We start from the raw sequence: 18,609 nt of genomic DNA on the forward strand, positions 1-18,609 counted from the left end.
TCAGGCAATTTTTTCAATATTAACGAAACGGAGACTGTTCTTGTTCTAGGTAAAAAAAGCCGACCCGTAAGCCGGCTAATGATTTATACTATCCCATCTCTATTTGCTGTTCCTGCTCAGCTATCGTATACGGCTGATGGTACCACCTTTGGCCGGTTGCCTTGTACATCGCATTAGCTACTGCTGCTGCAATGGGCGGCAAGGAAGGTTCTCCCAATCCGGTTGGATCGATTCCGTTCTCTACAAAGGATACTTCGATTTCAGGCAATGCATCAGCATGACGGATGAGTCGATACTTATCAAAATTCTCCTGCTGAGGCTTTCCATCTTTAAATGTCATCTGACTATACATGGCATGTCCGATTCCATCGATCATTCCACCTTCAATTTGGTTGATGGCGCCTTCCTTGTTCACTACAATTCCACAATCAACCGCACACCAAATCTTCTTGATCTTAGGTTTGCCATCTTGTTTTACAACGTCAACTACCTGAGCGACATAAGAATTGTGACAGTAGTAAGCGGAAACTCCTCTGTATACACCATCCTGATTATTGTCCCATCCTGATTTTTCTCGCACTAATTTTAGCACGCCAGCATATCGTTCCGGATCGTAATCATTATTTTCCCCTACTGGATTATTAATAGCACGATCAAATAACTCTAATCGAAAATCAATGGGATCTTTCCCCACAAGTTCGGCCAGTTCATCCATAAAAGATTGCTCAGCCACAGCCATGAAGTGAGACCGTGGAGCCCTCCATGCACCAAAGGAAATATTGGTATCACTTGAAACATTCTCTGCACGATAATTATCGATAGCTCCTGCAGGAAAACGGTTAGCGAAAACAGGAGCTGAATCCGTTCCTGTTCCACGCACATGGATGGCAGTCACTTCGTTTTTATCATTTACAGCAGCAAGATAGCGCACCTTATAACCAGGTCGATACGTACCTTGTGTCATGTCATCTTCACGTGAATATACGAGCTTAATGGGTGCATTCATCTGCTTGGAGATGGCTGCAGCTTCCAGACCGAAATGTCCATAAAGCCTTCTTCCAAATCCACCACCCATTCGGGTCATCTCGATGGATATTTTTTCCTTTGGCAGACCCAAAAGGCTTGCCGCGCTTAGTTGAAGGTATTCGGGCGTTTGAATCGGCCCTACAAGCTCTGCTTTGTCAGCAGTCACATGCGCAAAGAAATTCATGGGCTCCATCGTGTTGTGAGACATGATAGGTGCACTGAATGTCCGGTCAAGTACAGTTTTAGCCGATGCGATCGCCTTTTCAGGATCGCCATCTTTTCGTTCTGGCTCAACACCTTCTTTCATTAGGCTGGCGGTCATTCGCTCGTCATGATCCTTTGAGTTCTCTGGTTTTGAAATGGTTTCCCATTCCACTTTTAATGCTTTTTTGGCTTTCATCACCTGCCAGGTGGTTTCACCCACCACGGCAACTAACTCAGGGTACGCGTTTACGTCTGACCATTGCGCTTCTTCAGGTGTGGTATTAATGGTCAAAACCTTTCGAATACCAGGCATTGACTCGACGCTACTCCCATCTACTGACTTCAATTTCATGCCAAATGCAGGTGGATGTACGATCATGGCAATCAGGGTGCCTTCACGGTCGTAATCCAACCCAAAGAGAGGCTCACCTTTTACGATTTTGGAGGCATCCACATTTTTGATGTTGCTTCCAATGAGCTTAAAGTCTTTTGGGTCTTTCAGTTCAATGTTTTCAGGTATTGGTATCGATACCGCTTCCTGAGCAATTTCCCCATAGCCAATGGTGTCTCCAGTTTTTTTATTGGTGATCACTCCTTTTTCAACGGAAAGATCATCCAACGAAACCTGCCACTTTTTGGCAGCAGCTTCCAGAAGTAACCTTCGGGCAGCAGCTCCCGCCATTCGTAAGCTTTGCCATCCATGGCGAATCGATTGACTACCCCCCGCCAGCTGGCGAGTATATTTTTCTGTATCCAGTCCGGCTTGCTCTACGACTACCATATCCCAGTCCACATCCAGTTCTTCCGCGACAATGGCAGGCATGGAAGTTTTTACATTCTGTCCGATCTCCGGATTTGGTGAGTAAATGGTCACTAACCCGGTATCACCGATTTTGATAAAAGCATTTACATTGAACCATTCATTCGGAATCTGGACAGCAGCTTCAGGAGAGGATGCTGGCGTACATCCGGTAAGCCAGTTAAACCCAATGAGCATTCCACCCCCTGCGGCAGCAGAGACTTTCAAAAAAGATCTTCGATTGTATTGTGTTTTGATGAGTGTCATAACTATTGGGGTTAAGCGTTTTTGGCAGCCGTTTGGATGGCTTTATTTATTCGTGTGTAGGTTCCACATCGACAGATGTTTCCATTCATGGCAGATGCGATTTCATCTTCCGTAGGGTTCGGGTTATTCTTAAGGAATGCAGCTGCATTCATGATCTGCCCAGCCTGGCAATATCCGCACTGGGGAACGTCATGTTCTAGCCAAGCCTGTTGTACCGGATGATCACCTTTTTCAGACAACCCTTCGATGGTAGTGACTGCTTTATCACCAACTGCTGATATAGGTAATGAGCACGATCGAATGGAGTTACCATCCAAATGAATTGTGCATGCGCCGCACTGGGCAATGCCACATCCATATTTTGTTCCAACAAGTTTTAGGTGGTCACGAAGGACCCAGAGAATGGGGGTGTCGGAATCGACATCCAGTTGATGTGACTTTCCGTTCACCTTGATTGTAAATGCTGCCATGAGATTTTGATTGAGTTAGTTTCTTTCAAATTACTAAAAACAGCAGACAAAAGTTGAGTTTATCTGATCAAATCAACTGGATTTTATATCAGCGGTAGTGAAACTAACCCTGTATTATTCATAAATTCATGGTTCAAACTACAATGGACAGACAATTAATATATCTGGATTATAATGCCACCACGCCGGTGGATTCACGTGTCCTGGATACTATGATGCCTTATTTCTCTGAGAAATTCGGTAATGCGTCCAGCTCGCAACATGCCTATGGGTGGGATGCAGAAGAAGCCGTGGATTCAGCACGAACTCAGGTAGGTTCACTTATTGGAGCTAAACCTTCAGAAATAACATTTACCTCCGGTGCGACGGAAGCGATTAACCTTGCAATCCGTGGATATGTGCAGGCCAATAAATCGAAAGACAATCATATCATCACCTGCAAAACGGAACATAAGGCTGTATTGGATTGCTGTGCTCAGCTGGAGCAGGAGGGTGTGAGAATTACCTATCTGGATGTTGATCATCAGGGACTCATTGACCTAAATGCATTGGAAGATGCATGCAAGTCCGATCAAGCGATGCTGTGTGCCATTATGCATGCTAATAATGAGACAGGTGTCCTTCAGCCCCTTCAAGAGATAACCAAAATTGCTCATGTGAATGACGTTCCGGTCTTTTCAGATATGACCCAGTCGGTCGGAAAGATTCCGGTAAATGTAAAAGAGCTGGATATGGATTTGGCTGCCTTTTCGGCTCACAAAATGTACGGACCCAAAGGTGTGGGTGGTTTGTACAAAAGTCAGGATGCTAAATTGAACATATCGCCTCAGATTGTTGGAGGTGGGCATGAAAAAGGCTTGCGTTCTGGTACGTTGAATGTACCGGGTATTGTAGGACTTGGAAAGGCATGTGAGATTACTCAAAAACAAATGCTTGAGGATAATGAGAGGATACAAGTGTTAAGGGAGTATCTGGAAAATGAGTTGACGCGAATGGGGAACGTTAAGATTAATGGTCAGGAGGTTGAACGTCTACCAAATGTGGTGAATGTTTCTTTCAAGGATGTAGATGGAAGCAAATTGATTCGATCCTTGAAAGGCTTGGCAGTTTCTCAAGGGTCAGCTTGTAATTCTTCCGTAATTGAACCTTCTCATGTACTCAAGACGATGGGGCTTTCGGATGCATTGGCTTATGCTTCGTTACGTCTTTCACTCGGACGAATGACGACTGAAGAGGAAATCAAAAAGGCGATCCAGATTATAAGAGGAAGTGTGGAACAACTAAGAATGCAATTGTTGTGAGAGAGATTGAAGCGATCGTATCAGCATATAAGGAAGCGAGGGGAAATAAGCTGCCTTGTGTTCTGGCAACTGTTGTTCATGTCGAAGGTTCTTCTTATCGGCGTGCTGGTGCCCGAATGCTGGTGGATGAAAACGGAGTGATGACAGGAGCCATAAGTGGTGGCTGCCTCGAAGGAGATGCCCTGCGAAAGGCGCTTCATGCCTTGCATCAAAATCAAAATAAGCTGGTTACCTATGATACCAGCGATGAAGTAGATGCGGTAATTGGCGCTCAGCTGGGATGTAATGGAGTTATTCAGGTGCTTTTCGAACCCATTGACTTTTTAAAAGAAAGGAATCCTGTGGAGCTGTTAATGGAAGCAAATGAAAAACAGGATTTATCTATCATAGCTACTTTCTTTCATTTGGATCGAAATGAAAAGCAGATCGGTACTGAACTATTGATCGATCAACAATTGGTCATGAAAGGCAGGCTGGGGAATCAAAGGATAGAGAAACAGCTGCTGGAAGATTGTAAACAGGCATTTGAATCAAAAACCTCTTTGTTTCGCGAATATGCAATAGAGGATGAGAAGCAATATGTTTTTTTAGAGGCATTTAGCCCACCACTGACATTGGTATTAGTAGGTGCAGGAAATGATGCGCAAGTGCTGGCACAGATGGCTGATGTGCTTGGTTGGGAAATCATCGTGACCGATGGGCGTCCGACACATGCTAGTACTGAACGTTTTGTGGGTTCTTGTCAGGTGGTGGTGTCCAGACCAGAGGATACGTTGGAAAAGGTGAAAATTACTGAACGTACAGCATTTGTATTGATGACACATAATTATCAATATGACCTGGCGGTTTTTAAGATTCTGTTAGAGCAGAAGGATGTTTCTTACATCGGGATATTGGGTCCGAAGAAAAAGTATCAGCGGATGCTGGATGAGTTAAAGGAGGACGGAGTGGAGTTGTCTACTGATCAATTGGATAAAATTTACGCACCTGTAGGGCTAGAAATTGGAGCAGAAACACCTGCAGAAATTGGACTCTCTATCCTTTCAGAGATTCAGGCTGTTTTGACAGGGACCAGGGGCACTCCTCTGAAAGATAAAGATGGCCCCATCCACAGGAAGAAGAACATTGAATTTAAACAGGTGACCATTGAGTCGTGATGTGAAAATAGGAGCTGCGATCCTGGCTGCCGGATCCTCCAGCAGGCTCGGAGTACCCAAGCAATTGGTTTCCTTCAAAGGGAAGTCGCTATTGCAACACATGATTGATGTGGTGGAATCTGTTGACTTATCTGATCGAATGGTATTACTGGGAGCGAATGAAAAAGATATTCGGGAACAAATAGATTTTAAGTCAACGCAGGTGATTTTGAATGAGCAATGGGAGAAGGGTATGGCTGGTAGCCTTCGAATGGCTGTTGAATCAGCCATCGATGAAAAGTTGGATGCCTTACTTATTTTATTATCAGATCAGCCGTTTGTAAATAGGGAGCTGTTGAATCAGTTGATTGAAGGATTTGTTCCCGATGAAGAAATGATTGTAGCGAGCAGCTACGGAGATGTTTTAGGTGTTCCGGCACTTTTTGATAAATACTATTTTAGAGAACTTAGTGAGCTGGAAGGAGATGCGGGAGCAAGAAAATTGATCAACACCTATCGAACTAAAGTGAAAGGTGTGAGATTCGAAGATGGTCTGATTGATATCGATACACCAAAGGATTTGAACCAACTGAATTAAAAGAGATTTATGACAGTCACGATTAAATATTTTGGAGCTGTTGAAGAGGTGACAGGAATTGTTGAAGAATCCCTTGCAATAGATGAAAGCCAATCGCTGGAAGACATCAAGCAGCAGTTGCTTTCAAAGTATGCAGGAATGAATGAGCTTTCCTTTCAACTGGCAGTTAATCAGACATTGACAGAATCCACAACGTTGAAGGATGGAGATGAGGTAGCCGTTTTACCCCCATTTGCAGGAGGATGAGCAGACAAAACCGATATGATCGACAAATGAAGTTGCCGGAGATAGGTGTTGCCGGGCAGGAAAAGCTGCAAAAGGCAAGCATCTTGATTGTTGGTGTTGGTGGCCTGGGTTGTCCGGCTGCACAATACCTGACTGCAGCAGGGGTTGGACGTATCGGTCTACTGGATCATGATCAAGTAGATATCACCAATCTGCATCGACAAGTGCTATTTTCAGAAAAAAATGTAGGTCAACCCAAAGCAGAAGTAGCAAAAGCAGTGCTGTCCAAACGCAATTCCGATGTTTCCTTTGATGTCCATGTAAAACGATTGGATGAAACTAATGCGATGGATCTCCTTAAGGATTATGACATCATTTTGGATGGAACGGATAATTTCCAGACCAAATACCTGATCAACGATGCGTGTGTTCTGTTGGATAAGCCGTTTGTTGGCGCTTCGATTTATAAATACCAGGGGCAGCTAGCTGTTTTTAATTATCAAAACGGGCCCACCTATCGCTGTTTGTACCCGAAGCATAATTTCAAGGACAACAATAATTGTGAAGATACCGGGGTGCTGGGTGTCTTGCCCGGGGTAATGGGAGTGATGCAGGCTACCGAAGCATTGAAAATGGTTCTAGGTATAGGAAATGTGCTTTCAGGAACCTTAAAATTGGTGGATACACTATCCTCATCCGATCAACTTATCCGGTTTAAAAGGAATGAATCGCAAGTGGGAATGGTGAAAAACCGGCCTTTGCAGTTGGAGCAGATCACTTGTGAGCTGATTGATTCAAATAAAATGTATCTGGATGTACGTGAGCTTTATGAGGAGCCACAAGCTCACCAAAAGGGTGTTTTACAGATCCCGTTGAACCAGCTGAAGGACCGGAGCGAAGAAATACCTACTGATCAGGAAGTGTATGTCTTCTGTCAGTCAGGCATTCGAAGCAAAAAAGCCATCAACCTGCTGGAGAAGGAATTCGGTTTTACTAACTTGGTTGATGTGGAGGGTGGAATAGAATCAATCATCAAATGAGCGAAAAGAAACCAAAGAAAGTATTTATGGAGGGCCCGATCCCTCCGGAGAAGATTGCTAAGTCGATTGCCAACCATCAGTCTAAGACAAACATTGGTGCGCACAGTATTTTCCTCGGGCAAGTACGTGCCGATGAGATCGAAGGCAAAGTGGTGAAAGGCATTGATTACTCAGCGTATGAAGACATGGCAGAGAAAGCCTTTCATGAAATTCGGGAGTCTGCTTTTGAAAAGTACGACATGACTTGTTGCCACATCTATCACAGTCTGGGCATGGTGAAAACCGGTGAGCTTTGCTTGTTTGTGTTTACTTCTTCCGCGCACAGAAAAGTAGCGATCGAAGCATGCGAATACCTTGTTGAAGAGATCAAGGCTAACGTGCCCATTTTCGGCAAGGAAGTGTTTGAAGATGATAGTCACAAATGGAAAGTGAATCAATGAAATTAGTAATGACACCCCTGTTGTCCCTTCAAGGGGATATTGCTGAAGCTATTTTGTTAGGTATTCCTCCCTTGAGGGAGGTTAGGAGGGTGTTTCAAGATATTATTTTTCAACTTTACACGAAGGTCGATTACTGAATAATGGTAGACATAACTCACAAATCGAACACACTCCGAGAGGCCACCGCACAAGCCATTGTGAAAGTAGGTGATCAAAAAACTATTGAGCTGATCAATGCTGGTCAAGTTCCAAAAGGAGATGTGTTTGAAATGTCACGAGCTGCAGGGTTGCTGGGTGTGAAGAAAACACCAGACTTACTTCCCGATTGTCATCCGTTACCGATTGAATATACGGGAGTGGAATATCACATCGACGGATTGGAAATCACGATTCTGATGACCGTCAAAACGATTTACAAAACCGGTGTGGAAGTGGAAGCCATGCATGGGGCCAGCATCGTGGCGCTGAACATGTATGACATGCTCAAGCCGGTCGATAAAAACGTGGAGATCAGCACGATCAAACTCCTGAAAAAAACGGGTGGAAAATCGTCATTCAAAAAAGCTCCGAAAGGGCTTTCATGTAAAGTGGTGGTTTGCTCTGATTCCGTATCGAGTGGAGAAAAGGAAGATCGGGGAGGTAAGCTTATTTTGGCTAAAATGGAGGAGTATGGCTTGGAAACAAGCTATGAGGTGATGGCTGATGAACCTAGCCTGATCGAGCGTCAGGTAAATGATCAAACAGTGGACATGCTCATTTTCACCGGGGGAACGGGGGCTGGCCCACGAGATAACACGCCTGATACCATTCGACCACTGCTGGATACAACCTTACACGGCGTGGAGGAAGAAATGAGGAGATATGGTCAGGAACGCATGCCTTTCGCCATGCTATCCCGTTCGGTGGCCGGAATCAAAAACAGCAAACTCATTCTGGCTTTTCCCGGGTCTAGTGGAGGCGTGTCTGATTGCATGCATGCCATCTTCCCGCACCTATTCCACGTATTTCATGTAGTCAAAGGAGGAGGTCACGGATGAAACCTCAGATTATAGATACTTTCGGAAGGCCTCATACCTACCTGCGCATCTCGCTGACGGACCGGTGCAACTTGCGCTGCTTTTATTGCATGCCGGAGGAGGGTATTGAGCTGACGGAGAAGGAGCACATCATGACACTCGAGGAAATCCTTGAGATTTCGAAAACCTTTGTTGAGCTGGGAGTAGACACCATTCGACTCACAGGTGGCGAACCTTTGGTTCGAAAGAATTTTGAGTATTTGGTTCGCGAGCTAACGAAACTTGGGGTGACACTGAAACTGACGACCAATGGCATTCTTCTCGATAAGTACTATGACTTGTTTGAGGAAGCAGGATTGAAAAAAATCAATGTCAGTTTGGATAGCCTGGACAAAGCTAAGAATGCATTTATCACCAAGCGGGACTATTACGATCGCATCATGAAAAACATTCAGGATGGCATTGATCGGGGATTTGAGATCAAACTCAATGTAGTCTTGATCAAAGGGGTGAATGAGAAAGAGATCGGCGATTTTATCGCACTGACGAAAGATCAACATGTGACTGTCAAATTCATAGAGTTCATGCCTTTTGCCGGAAACAAGTGGGACTGGAGTAAAGGAGTGAGTGAGGAGGAAATTCTGAATAAGGCAAAAGAACAGTTTGGTGATGTAGAGGTATTGGAAAACCCCAAGCACAGCACATCAAACAACTTTCGGATAAACGGATATCAAGGTACGTTCGGCATCATCAGCACCATTACGAATCCTTTTTGTTCGGAATGTAACCGCATCCGGTTGACCGCAGATGGAAAGATGAAAAACTGCCTCTTTGCGAATAGTGAGACTGATTTATTGAAACCTCATCGGGAGGGACAATCCATCAAGCCGATCATTCTTAATACAATTAAACAAAAGAAATTTTCACGCGATGGAATGGATGTAAAAATGGATGCTGAACAGTATGAAAAGAATCGTTCCATGATCTCAATTGGTGGTTGATGTTATAGTTTAATGTGAGATGAGATGCTGAAACAAGTTCAGCATGACATCAAATTAAATAAGTGTTTTAGTTAGAACATCACCCTGAACTAGTTTCAGGGTCTATTGATAAAGTATTCATGATAACCATTGAAGAAGCATTAAAACGAATAGCAGAACAAGAGGTAGACCCCATTCCGGATGAGTTGCCTTTAGTACAATCGCTTGGAAGCTACCTTTCAAATCCAATCACTTCTCCTTTCGATCTTCCTTCTTTTGATAATTCCGCGATGGATGGCTATGCCGTCTGTGGCGAGCAGCAAACTTTCGAAATCGTAGGTGAAGTAGCAGCCGGAAGCACGGTTGATAATCGACTAGAAGTGGGTCAGGCCATGCGCATTTTCACAGGAGGCCGGGTACCTGAAAATACCGCAGCGGTGGTGATGCAGGAAAAAACTGCTGTTGAAGGAACCACACTGAAACTGGAAGAGGAGGTGGTGCCGGGGAAACACATTCGAAGAAAAGGAACAGAAATCGCACAAGATCAGGTCGTGTTTGAGTTGGGTCATCGTATTACTCCAGCAACGATTGGTGTGCTGAGCTCACTCGGGTTCGGAAGCGTTTCGGTGTACCAGCAACCGGCCATTCATGTCATCGCTACCGGAAATGAGCTGGTAGAGCCCGGGAAAGAGAAGGAAATCGGCCAGATCTATGAATCCAACAGCCAGACACTGGCGGCAGCTTTGCAAGATCAGGGATTTTATTGCAGCGGAACAAAGACTATTGAAGACAGTCTTGAGGCCATCACAGATGGCATTGAAGAGGACCTTGATAAATGCGATGTGCTCCTAATCACCGGTGGCATCTCTGTTGGTGATTACGATTATGTCAAGCAGGCTCTCGAAGAAAACGGGGTGGAAGAAGTCTTTTATAAAGTCATGCAAAAACCCGGCAAACCACTCTATTTCGGACGCAGGGATGACCAGTTTGTCTTTGCATTACCCGGAAATCCGGCTTCCTCTTTGACGTGCTTTTATGTCTATGTTTTGCCATTACTGCAGCGCCTTTCGGGAGGTAAGGGAGAAGGATTGCAGCGATTGAATATCCCGCTCAAAGAAGATTACGAATTTAAATCCAACCGCCCCACCTTCTTGAAAGCGCACATTGAAAATGGAGGGGTGACTATTCTGGATGGCCAGGGCTCTTCTATGATTCATTCAATGGCTCAGGGCAATGCACTGGTCTTTTTGGACGGAGAGAGGTTGGTGAAGAAAGGAGAAGCGGTTAGTTGTCTGCTGATTTAGCTATTCCCATTTCCACCCTCGATAAAGCAAAAATGATGAGCATTTCCAGTATAAAGTAGCTCCATCCCCAAAACGTAATTCCTTCGGAGTTAAGTGTTAAGACACTAGCCGTAAATGCACAATACCCCAGGTTCAGGATGGCAATGATTCGCAAATTCTTTTTCCAACTATTCTGAGCGAATAGGTAGGATAGTAAAGAAAAAGCGGAAAGGAGTATGGCGATCAAGCAAAGTAGATAAGCAATAGGAGTAGGGACACCAAAAAAATCCTCATATGGTGCGATTACCAAACCGATCAAAAGAGCGGAAATCATGGCACCAATGGCATCTACCAGAAAGATCTTTTTGGTTTGAATCATTTATACATATTCAGGATCTCTTTCAAAGATAATTCCTGACTTTCTTTTGTAGGCTCTTAGCCTAATCACAAGTTTTTAGAATTCAGAAATTCGGACGTAAGCTTGATTAGAACTTTGAGCAATATACCTTTAGAGAGGAATTATGAAGTCAACAAATATTAATATCATTCTTGCACTCTTAGTCCTAATAACTTCTTGCAGTAAGAATGAACCACAAACTTCCAGTTTTTTGGAAATCACAATTGATGGCTCCAGCCATACATTTATTGGAGCAAGCATCTATGAGCCAGTAGAATGGTTTGTTAAGGATACGATTTATAACACAACCTATTTCGGGGGTAATATAGGAGATTGTTCTGATGGAAATGAAGCATTCATTGATGTAAGAATATCTAAAAGTGGAGTAGGTAGTTTTTCATTAGAAGATGGGATTTCATTTTGGATGCAGTTTCAAGACTTCTCCCTCGAGGTTGATGAAAAAAAGCTGGATAAGCATGAATTAGAAATTACAATAGAAGAGTACTGAGATGTAAGGGGAAGAATTTCTGGTAGCTTTTAAGGTAAAAGATTAGGTGAGAATCCAGTTGAATTTTATGGAGAGTTCTCCCTTAAACGGTTGCCAAATAATAGTAAAACTACTGATGTGATCAAGGAGCTTTGTCCAGAGTTATATCCTGATTATGATTAGCAGTTAGGGTATGTTTTAACTCAAATCTCCATCCCAAATCCATGCAATAAAATCAATCTCAGACCCACATAGGCGACTAAAATAGCGGTTAGCCCACGAATGACATGGATATTCAACCTGCTGTTAGATAGATAGGATCCTACGCTCCCACCTGCAATCACAGAAATCAATAAAGGAATAGCAAAATCAGCATCGAAATGAAATGAATCGGCCACAATGAGGCCTGCCAGTCCTGAGGCAGAGTTGAATAGGATAAAAGTGGAAGCCAGCGATGCGACGGTGCGCGGGTTTGCCCATCCGCTGAGGTTCAGAATGGGTGAGAGAAAGATTCCACCCCCAATGCCGGCTACTCCTGAAAGAAAGCCAACCGATCCCCCCAGACCACTCCGTTTTATCCAGGAGAAAGAACGATTTTCATTTTTTCTTTTAAGGACCCGCAGCCCCATGAAAAAAGCAGAGAGTAGCAGAGCGCTTCCAAGAATGAGAAAAAAAGTCTTTTCGGAGAGTTTTAGTTGTGCACCTAGAAATGCCATGGGAATGCTGAACACAATGAATGGCCAAAATTGCTTGAAGTCGAATACTTTGTGTCGGACATATACAGCCGTTCCAATGGTGACTACCGCCAGATTGAAAATCAGTGCGGTTGTCCGTATCTCATAAAATTCTCCAATCACCAGGCTGAGTATCGCTAAGTAACTGGAACCACCACCAAATCCAACGGATGAATAGAAAAAAGCAATGAAGAAAAATATCAGTGGGAGCAGAAATTCACTCATGCAGTAAAACTACATGAAGACCGAATATCATAGACTGTTTCATTATCATTTCATTCATTATCTTGTTCAGCTGATAAACCAATCGAAGATTTGAAGAGAAAAAACATACTAATTACAGGTGCTAGCTCCGGTCTTGGGAAAGGCATGGCCATGGAATTTGCCAAACAAGGATGCAACCTGGCCTTATGTGCACGGCGGGTGGAAAATCTGGAAGCACTAAAAAAAGAAATTCATGCCATCAACCCTAAAGTCAAGGTGTTTATCCGCCCATTGGATGTGGCCCAGGCCCAACAGGTATTTGATGTATTCAGGGGATTTAATCAGGATTTTCAGGATGTAGGCGAACAGTTGGATCGGGTGATTGTGAATGCGGGCATAGGTAAAGGAGCCTCTTTAGGCAAAGGCTATGCAGAACAGAATATGCAAACGGCGATCATTAATTTCTGTGGTGCGTTGAGTCAGTTCGAAGCAGCCCTGGAAATATTCCGTGCTCAGAATCATGGTCACCTGGTGGCTATTTCTTCCATATCTGCATTTCGCGGTTTTCCTTTTGCCATGAATGTGTATGCTGCGACCAAAGCTGGGTTGAGAAGCTTGGCTGAGGGAGCGAGAGTGGATGTGTTGAAAAAACCGATTAAGATTTCTTCCGTATTTCCGGGCTACATTGAATCTGAAATGACCGATAAAGTTGAAAAAAGACCTCCGTTTATGATCAGTCTGGATAAGGGATCAAAGCTGCTCGTCAAAGCAATCAACAAAGAAAAAAGGAATGCATACGTCCCATTCTGGCCCTGGTATTTCTTTAGGCATTATATGCGTTTTATGTCATTGAAGTCACTCCGAAAATTTTAATTAATCATGGATTTCAAACCTTCCCCTAAATCACAGGAATACCTCGACAGGCTGAAAGCGTTCATGGATGCGCATGTTTATCCATTTGAGCGAGATTATGTTGAATATCATAAAAAACACAATCCGGGTGGTGACTGGAAAAGGTGGACGGAAAATCCAAAGCTGAAGGACTTGCAGTTAAAAGCTAAAGCTGAAGGGCTTTGGAATTTGTTCCTCCCGGATGAAGAAATGGGACAAGGATTGAGCGTGCTGGATTACGCACCGCTGGCCGAGGAGATGGGACGTGTTTACAACTCAGCAGAGATTTTCAATTGCAACGCACCGGATACCGGAAACATGGAGGTGCTCTATCATTTTGGCAATGATGAGCAAAAAGAGCAGTGGCTGAAACCATTACTGGAGGGGGAGATTAAATCTGTCTTTTGCATGACCGAGCCAGATGTGGCTTCCTCCGATGCAACCAACATTCAAACGTCGATCCAACCGGATGGGGATGAGATTGTCATCAACGGGAAAAAATGGTGGTCAACAGGGCTGGGGCATCCGGATGCAAAGATTGCCATCGTTATGGGCAAAACGGATGAGTCGGCAGCCAAGCATCGACAGCACACCATGGTGTTGGTTCCGTTGGACACACCTGGTGTCGAAATCAAACGCATGCTTACCACCTTTGGCGCATACGATCCGCCCGCTGGTCATGGGGAAGTTCATTTTAATAATGTTCGAGTGCCTAAGGTAAATCTGATTCAGGATTTTGGAGAGGGTTTCGCCATCGCACAAGGTCGGTTAGGTCCTGGTCGTATTCATCACTGTATGCGATGTATTGGCGCAGCAGAAAGAGCTTTGCAACTGGCCATCATCAGAAGTGGAACAAGAGAAGCATTTGGAAAGCTGCTTGCCCAGCTGGGAGGAAATTCCGAGCGTTTTGCGAAAGCACGAATTGACATTGATCAGGCTCGATTGCTCACGCATTATGCTGCCTGGAAAATTGATGAAGTGGGTGTAAGAGATAGCATGACGGAGATTTCCGCCATCAAAGTGGTCGCACCAAATGTTTTGCAGGAAGTGACCGACATGGCGATGCAGATTCATGGTGGAGGTGGGCTGTCGGATGATTTTCCACTCACTAGCTTTTTCATTCAGGCACGTGCATTACGATTGGCTGATGGTCCGGATGAAGTGCACCAGCGCATGATCTCTCGTCTGGAATTCAAAAAATACCTGGGCGGATGACGAAAATTAAGGATTTGGAACGCCAGCAACGTTCGGGAGAGGAGCTGGACATGGAAAAACTTATGCCATGGCTGGAAAATCATATTTCCGATCTATCCGGCATTCCGGAGATCACCCAATTTTCCGGTGGCGCATCGAACTGGACCTATCGTCTCCAGTTTGAAAATCACGATTTGATCTTGCGGAGGGCACCATTGGGAAAGAAAGCCGCTGGTGCACACAACATGCCACGGGAGTACCACCTTCAGAAAGCTTTAAAACCTCATTTTCCCTATGTGCCCGAGATGATTGCCGTCTGTGAGGATGAAGAGGTGCTGGGTTCTACTTTTTATTTGATGGAGCGGCTTGAAGGCATTATTCCACGGAAGAATTTTCCAAGGGAGTTGGAGCTGGGGCCCGAAAAAGTAAAAGCCTTATGCTATTCCTTTTGGGACAAATTAATTGAGCTCCATCAGGTAGATTATCAAAAAGAAGGATTGGGTGATTTGGGGAAAGGTGAGGGCTATATTGAACGTCAGATTATCGGTTGGAATAAGCGCTATGCAGATGCAAAAACCTGGAATGTCCCGGCAGGGAAGAAGGTGATGAAATGGCTGGAACAGCATATGCCGAAGGAAGAGCAACTGTGCGTAATCCACAATGATTTTCGATTGGATAATGTGGTCTTAGATCCGGAAGATCCTGCAAACATTATCGGTGTACTGGATTGGGAGCTGGCAGCCATCGGGGATCCCCTGATGGATTTAGGAAATAGTCTGGCATACTGGGTAGAGGAATCTGATAACTTTTTTATCAAGTCCATGCGTAGACAGCCGAGTAATGTACCGGGCATGCTGACCAGGAAAGAGATCATTCACTATTATGGTAAGAAGACCGGCAGACAAGTGGAGGATTTTCGATTTTACCGCGTATATGGTTTATTTCGGTTGGCAGGAATCGCACAGCAGATTTACTTCCGATACTCCAAAGGATTTACAAAGAACAAGGTGTTCAAAAATTTCTGGATGATCTCCATCTACCTGATCAAAACTTGTGAAAACGTGATGAAACAAAAACGATAGCCATGGCGATGATTTATTTGATACGGCATGGACAAGCCAGCTTCCTCAAAGAGGATTATGATAAACTTTCGGAGTTGGGGGTTGCACAATCAGGTATTTTGGGTGAATCCCTGAAAAACCGAAAGATTGAGCCAGATTTTACGACAGGAGGTTCCCTGGTTCGTCATCATGAGACGGCTACCCACTGCTTAAACGCGCTGGGTAACTCAATGAAATATGAAGAGATGGGTCATTGGAATGAATACGATCATATGGAGCTGCTGACCAGGCATCATCCGGCCTTTACGGATTATGAAGCGATTGGAAATCACTTAAGAGCGCAAGAGAACCCCATGGCGGCATTGCAGCAGATTCTCAATGATTCAATTTTGGACTGGATGGAAGAAAAGTATTCGTATGCTGTTACCTGGAAGCAGTTTAAAGCACGGGTTTGGGAAGGATTGACACAAGTGGCAGAGCAGCTCGAAAAAGGTGGAAGAGCCTTCATTTTTACTTCCGGAGGTCCTATCGCGATGGTCATGATCAAGATGCTTAACCTGGAAGAAAAACAGTTTATTGAGTTGCAGGGTAGACTGGTGAATAGCAGCGTGACTAAAATTTTGGTGGGGAGAAATAAACTCTCCCTGAGCACATACAATGATTATAGCCACCTTGAGCATAACGCTGAATTAATAACCTACCGATGATGTTACTGGAAAAATTAAATATCAAATACCCAAATAAGAATGCTTTCATAACAGGAGCAGGCTCGGGCCTTGGAGCCGCCTTCGCCCGACTGCTTGCATCCAATGGGTGGACGCTTTATTTATCAGATATTCAAATGGCATCTTTGGAGGAGATAAAAAACTCGCTTGATGGAGCCAAAGCGATTTATACCTATGAACTGGATGTGAGTAATGCCCTCAACTACGAGCAGGTGATGGATCAGCTGAAAAAGGATACCAACCATATGGATGTGGTGATTAATAATGCCGGAATCGGGGACGGAGAATTTTTTCAGCATTATAAATTGGATCAATGGGAGCGGATGATACGTATCAACCTGATGGGGGTGTATTATGGGTGTCATCATTTCGTGTCGAAAATGATCGAGCAATCCAGCGGACTGATTATCAACATTGGAAGTGCTGCGGGATTTATGAACGCACCGGGGATGTCGGCCTATAACGCATCGAAAGCCGCTGTGTATTCCCTTTCGGAAACCCTTTACCATGAACTAAAGCCGAAAGGCATTCATGTGAGTGTGGTGACGCCCACCTTTTTCAAAACCAACATCATGAGCCAGGCTAGCGGGTCTCAACAGTTCATGAATTTTGCTGAAAAGCAGATGAAGTATTCAACCACCAATGCAGAGGAGATGGCAAATGTGGTGTTGATGCAATCGATCAAGGGGAAATTTCATATTGTGCATCCGAAGGAAGCAAGACGTGCTTATTTTTTCAAAAAGTGGTTTCCAAAACTGATCAATAAGCAATTTGATAAAATGATGGAAAAGTTTCTAAGATGAGTCAATAATGACCCATCCTAGAGTTTAAATCACTTTCCAAAGAGTTTATAAATGGCTGCCATGTCTTCCCTTCCCATTCCTTCTTTCATTGCAAGTGCATATAACTCCTTGGCTGTATTTGAATAGGGGATGGGCTGTTCATTTTCATATGCAGATTGTGCTGCCAGATGAAGGTCCTTGTAAAGCAGCTCTAGTGGAAATTGTGCCTCATAGTCCCCTTCTTTTATTAGTGAGGCTTTCATCTTGGTAAATGGGGCTGAAACTGGAAGGTTGGGAATCGTATCTAATAAAAAATCACGGTCGATTCCCATAGACTCCCCGAATTTCAAAGATTCGGCAAACGCGACCATACTCGTTCCCAGCATCATATTTACTACCATTTTGAAAGAAGCACCTTTACCTACCTTTCCGAGATGAAGCACCTTACTCCCCATTAGGTTGAAGAGCGGATCCACTTTTTCTTTGATGCTTTGCTCCCCACCAACAAAAAAGACTAACTCACCGCTTTCGGCTTGTGGTTTGGTACCTGCAACAGGGGCCTCCAGATAGTGAATGCCCTCATTCTCTGCTACCTGAGCTGCTTTTCTTGTGAATGAGGGATTTACAGTGGAGCAGTCAACCCACAGCGCATTTTTTTTCATTGCATGCAAGCCTTTATTTAGTATTACTTCCTCAACCACCTCCGGTTTGGAAAGCATGCTGAAAACGACATCAACATCGGTTAATGCCTCTTCAAGTGAATGAGCTTCAATGGCTCCTTGTTTTGCCAACTTTTTTCGTGGCGCTTCGGATCGGTTATAAACCGTCAGTTCATTGCCTGATTTTAATAGATGGGCAGCCATTCTGCTACCCATTATTCCTAATCCAATAAATGCGATTTTCATATTGCAAAGGATTTGAATCGTTCTTTGAAAGAGATTAACACGAGCACAAACAAAAATGTTGGTGCCAGCCAGATGCCATTACCCGGTAAATCATGTGCGAAATGAAAAGCTACAATGTTGAAAATCACCGGAAGCAATATCAGCGCCCCAATAAAGGAAGTGCGAGGAATGAAAAGAAGAATTCCCCCGATGATTTCAGCCAGCGCCACAACCTGGTACAGGTAGCTTGAGAACATGGTCCCAAGAAAAGTCTGAGCTGTTGGGTCTGCTGGCGGTTCTACAGGAATGAATCCAAAAAACTTATTCAGTCCAAAAATAATCATGAGCGTTCCTAAGAGCACCTTGGATCCCAGAAACAAAATTTTACGTGTATCCATAGATTTTTTGATTTTGTTGAGAGCAAAATTGGATCTGAGGCTACCGGTAAAAAATGAACTAAAACAG

General features: G+C 44.1%; 21 protein-coding genes. 15 read left to right on the forward strand and 6 right to left on the reverse strand.

Features of this window, described 5'->3' with window-relative positions:
• Positions 1-88: 88 nt before the first annotated feature.
• Both ACOQON_RS01880 and ACOQON_RS01885 read right to left on the reverse strand, forming a co-directional pair.
• Entirely contained in the window at positions 89-2,296 is a 2,208-nt protein-coding gene (locus ACOQON_RS01880) for a molybdopterin cofactor-binding domain-containing protein (protein WP_420577233.1), read from the reverse strand.
• Positions 2,297-2,307: 11 nt separating this feature from the next.
• Positions 2,308-2,766, reverse strand: a complete 459-nt coding sequence (locus tag ACOQON_RS01885; RefSeq protein WP_420577234.1) for a (2Fe-2S)-binding protein — start codon at positions 2,764-2,766, stop codon at positions 2,308-2,310.
• 143 nt (positions 2,767-2,909) lie between these two features.
• Between ACOQON_RS01885 and ACOQON_RS01890 the strand changes: the two genes are divergently transcribed.
• The 9 genes from ACOQON_RS01890 to glp all read left to right on the forward strand — a co-directional run bounded on the left by ACOQON_RS01890 (position 2,910) and on the right by glp (position 10,806).
• The gene (locus ACOQON_RS01890) at positions 2,910-4,067 is read left to right on the forward strand and encodes a cysteine desulfurase family protein (protein WP_420577235.1); all 1,158 of its coding nucleotides are present in this window, start codon (positions 2,910-2,912) and stop codon (positions 4,065-4,067) included.
• Positions 4,064-5,224, forward strand: coding sequence for an XdhC family protein (locus ACOQON_RS01895; RefSeq protein WP_420577236.1), 1,161 nt, complete (start codon positions 4,064-4,066; stop codon positions 5,222-5,224). The genes ACOQON_RS01890 and ACOQON_RS01895 overlap by 4 nt, the downstream gene beginning before the upstream one ends.
• Positions 5,214-5,801: a nucleotidyltransferase family protein gene (locus ACOQON_RS01900; RefSeq protein ID WP_420577237.1), complete on the forward strand. Its 588-nt coding sequence runs from the start codon at positions 5,214-5,216 to the stop codon at positions 5,799-5,801. The genes ACOQON_RS01895 and ACOQON_RS01900 overlap by 11 nt, the downstream gene beginning before the upstream one ends.
• Before the next feature lie 9 nt (positions 5,802-5,810).
• On the forward strand, positions 5,811-6,047 hold the full coding sequence (locus ACOQON_RS01905; RefSeq protein WP_420577238.1) for a MoaD/ThiS family protein: 237 nt from the start codon (positions 5,811-5,813) through the stop codon (positions 6,045-6,047).
• Entirely contained in the window at positions 6,044-7,066 is a 1,023-nt protein-coding gene (locus ACOQON_RS01910) for a ThiF family adenylyltransferase (RefSeq protein WP_420577239.1), read from the forward strand. The genes ACOQON_RS01905 and ACOQON_RS01910 overlap by 4 nt, the downstream gene beginning before the upstream one ends.
• Positions 7,063-7,506 carry a molybdenum cofactor biosynthesis protein MoaE gene (locus ACOQON_RS01915; RefSeq protein WP_420577240.1) on the forward strand — a complete coding sequence of 148 codons (444 nt, stop codon included), beginning with the start codon at positions 7,063-7,065 and terminating at the stop codon, positions 7,504-7,506. Before ACOQON_RS01910 ends, ACOQON_RS01915 begins: the two co-directional genes overlap by 4 nt.
• A gap of 140 nt (positions 7,507-7,646) precedes the next feature.
• Positions 7,647-8,543, forward strand: coding sequence for a bifunctional molybdenum cofactor biosynthesis protein MoaC/MoaB (gene moaCB, locus ACOQON_RS01920; RefSeq protein WP_420577241.1), 897 nt, complete (start codon positions 7,647-7,649; stop codon positions 8,541-8,543).
• Positions 8,540-9,523, forward strand: a complete 984-nt coding sequence (gene moaA, locus ACOQON_RS01925) for a GTP 3',8-cyclase MoaA (protein WP_420577242.1) — start codon at positions 8,540-8,542, stop codon at positions 9,521-9,523. The genes moaCB and moaA overlap by 4 nt, the downstream gene beginning before the upstream one ends.
• 119 nt (positions 9,524-9,642) lie before the next feature.
• Complete coding sequence (glp, locus tag ACOQON_RS01930; protein ID WP_420577243.1) at positions 9,643-10,806, forward strand: gephyrin-like molybdotransferase Glp; 1,164 nt, start codon at positions 9,643-9,645, stop codon at positions 10,804-10,806.
• Here glp and ACOQON_RS01935 read toward each other — a convergent pair.
• Positions 10,787-11,164, reverse strand: a complete 378-nt coding sequence (locus ACOQON_RS01935) for a hypothetical protein (RefSeq protein WP_420577244.1) — start codon at positions 11,162-11,164, stop codon at positions 10,787-10,789. The two genes, glp and ACOQON_RS01935, sit on opposite strands and share 20 nt — an antisense overlap.
• A 229-nt stretch (positions 11,165-11,393) precedes the next feature.
• Here ACOQON_RS01935 and ACOQON_RS01940 point away from each other — a divergent pair, with 229 nt between their 5' ends.
• Positions 11,394-11,690 (forward strand): hypothetical protein, encoded by a 297-nt coding sequence (locus ACOQON_RS01940; protein WP_420577245.1) that lies wholly within the window; start codon positions 11,394-11,396, stop codon positions 11,688-11,690.
• Positions 11,691-11,872: 182 nt separating this feature from the next.
• Here the strand turns inward: ACOQON_RS01940 and ACOQON_RS01945 are convergent, their stop codons facing one another.
• Complete coding sequence (locus ACOQON_RS01945; protein ID WP_420577246.1) at positions 11,873-12,628, reverse strand: sulfite exporter TauE/SafE family protein; 756 nt, start codon at positions 12,626-12,628, stop codon at positions 11,873-11,875.
• Positions 12,629-12,718: 90 nt separating this feature from the next.
• On the opposite strand from ACOQON_RS01945, the gene ACOQON_RS01950 reads away from it, so the two are divergent.
• Genes ACOQON_RS01950 through ACOQON_RS01970 form a run of 5 tightly spaced genes read left to right on the forward strand, consistent with a single transcriptional unit; the run spans position 12,719 to position 17,281 of the window.
• Complete coding sequence (locus tag ACOQON_RS01950) at positions 12,719-13,480, forward strand: SDR family oxidoreductase (protein WP_420577247.1); 762 nt, start codon at positions 12,719-12,721, stop codon at positions 13,478-13,480.
• A 6-nt stretch (positions 13,481-13,486) separates the two neighbouring features.
• Positions 13,487-14,713 carry an acyl-CoA dehydrogenase family protein gene (locus tag ACOQON_RS01955; RefSeq protein WP_420577248.1) on the forward strand — a complete coding sequence of 409 codons (1,227 nt, stop codon included), beginning with the start codon at positions 13,487-13,489 and terminating at the stop codon, positions 14,711-14,713.
• Entirely contained in the window at positions 14,710-15,774 is a 1,065-nt protein-coding gene (locus tag ACOQON_RS01960; protein WP_420577249.1) for a phosphotransferase family protein, read from the forward strand. The genes ACOQON_RS01955 and ACOQON_RS01960 overlap by 4 nt, the downstream gene beginning before the upstream one ends.
• Before the next feature lie 2 nt (positions 15,775-15,776).
• Positions 15,777-16,460, forward strand: coding sequence for a histidine phosphatase family protein (locus ACOQON_RS01965; protein ID WP_420577250.1), 684 nt, complete (start codon positions 15,777-15,779; stop codon positions 16,458-16,460).
• On the forward strand, positions 16,457-17,281 hold the full coding sequence (locus ACOQON_RS01970) for an SDR family NAD(P)-dependent oxidoreductase (RefSeq protein ID WP_420577251.1): 825 nt from the start codon (positions 16,457-16,459) through the stop codon (positions 17,279-17,281). Before ACOQON_RS01965 ends, ACOQON_RS01970 begins: the two co-directional genes overlap by 4 nt.
• Positions 17,282-17,310: 29 nt before the next feature.
• Here ACOQON_RS01970 and ACOQON_RS01975 read toward each other — a convergent pair whose 3' ends face one another.
• Positions 17,311-18,165, reverse strand: a complete 855-nt coding sequence (locus ACOQON_RS01975; protein WP_420577252.1) for an NAD(P)-dependent oxidoreductase — start codon at positions 18,163-18,165, stop codon at positions 17,311-17,313.
• A complete protein-coding gene (locus ACOQON_RS01980; RefSeq protein WP_420577253.1) occupies positions 18,162-18,542 on the reverse strand; it encodes a DoxX family membrane protein in 381 nt (126 codons plus the stop codon). The genes ACOQON_RS01975 and ACOQON_RS01980 overlap by 4 nt, the downstream gene beginning before the upstream one ends.
• Positions 18,543-18,609 lie beyond the last annotated feature (67 nt).

Source organism: Ekhidna sp., from assembly GCF_965221965.1.
Classification (GTDB): Bacteria; Bacteroidota; Bacteroidia; order Cytophagales; family Cyclobacteriaceae; genus Ekhidna.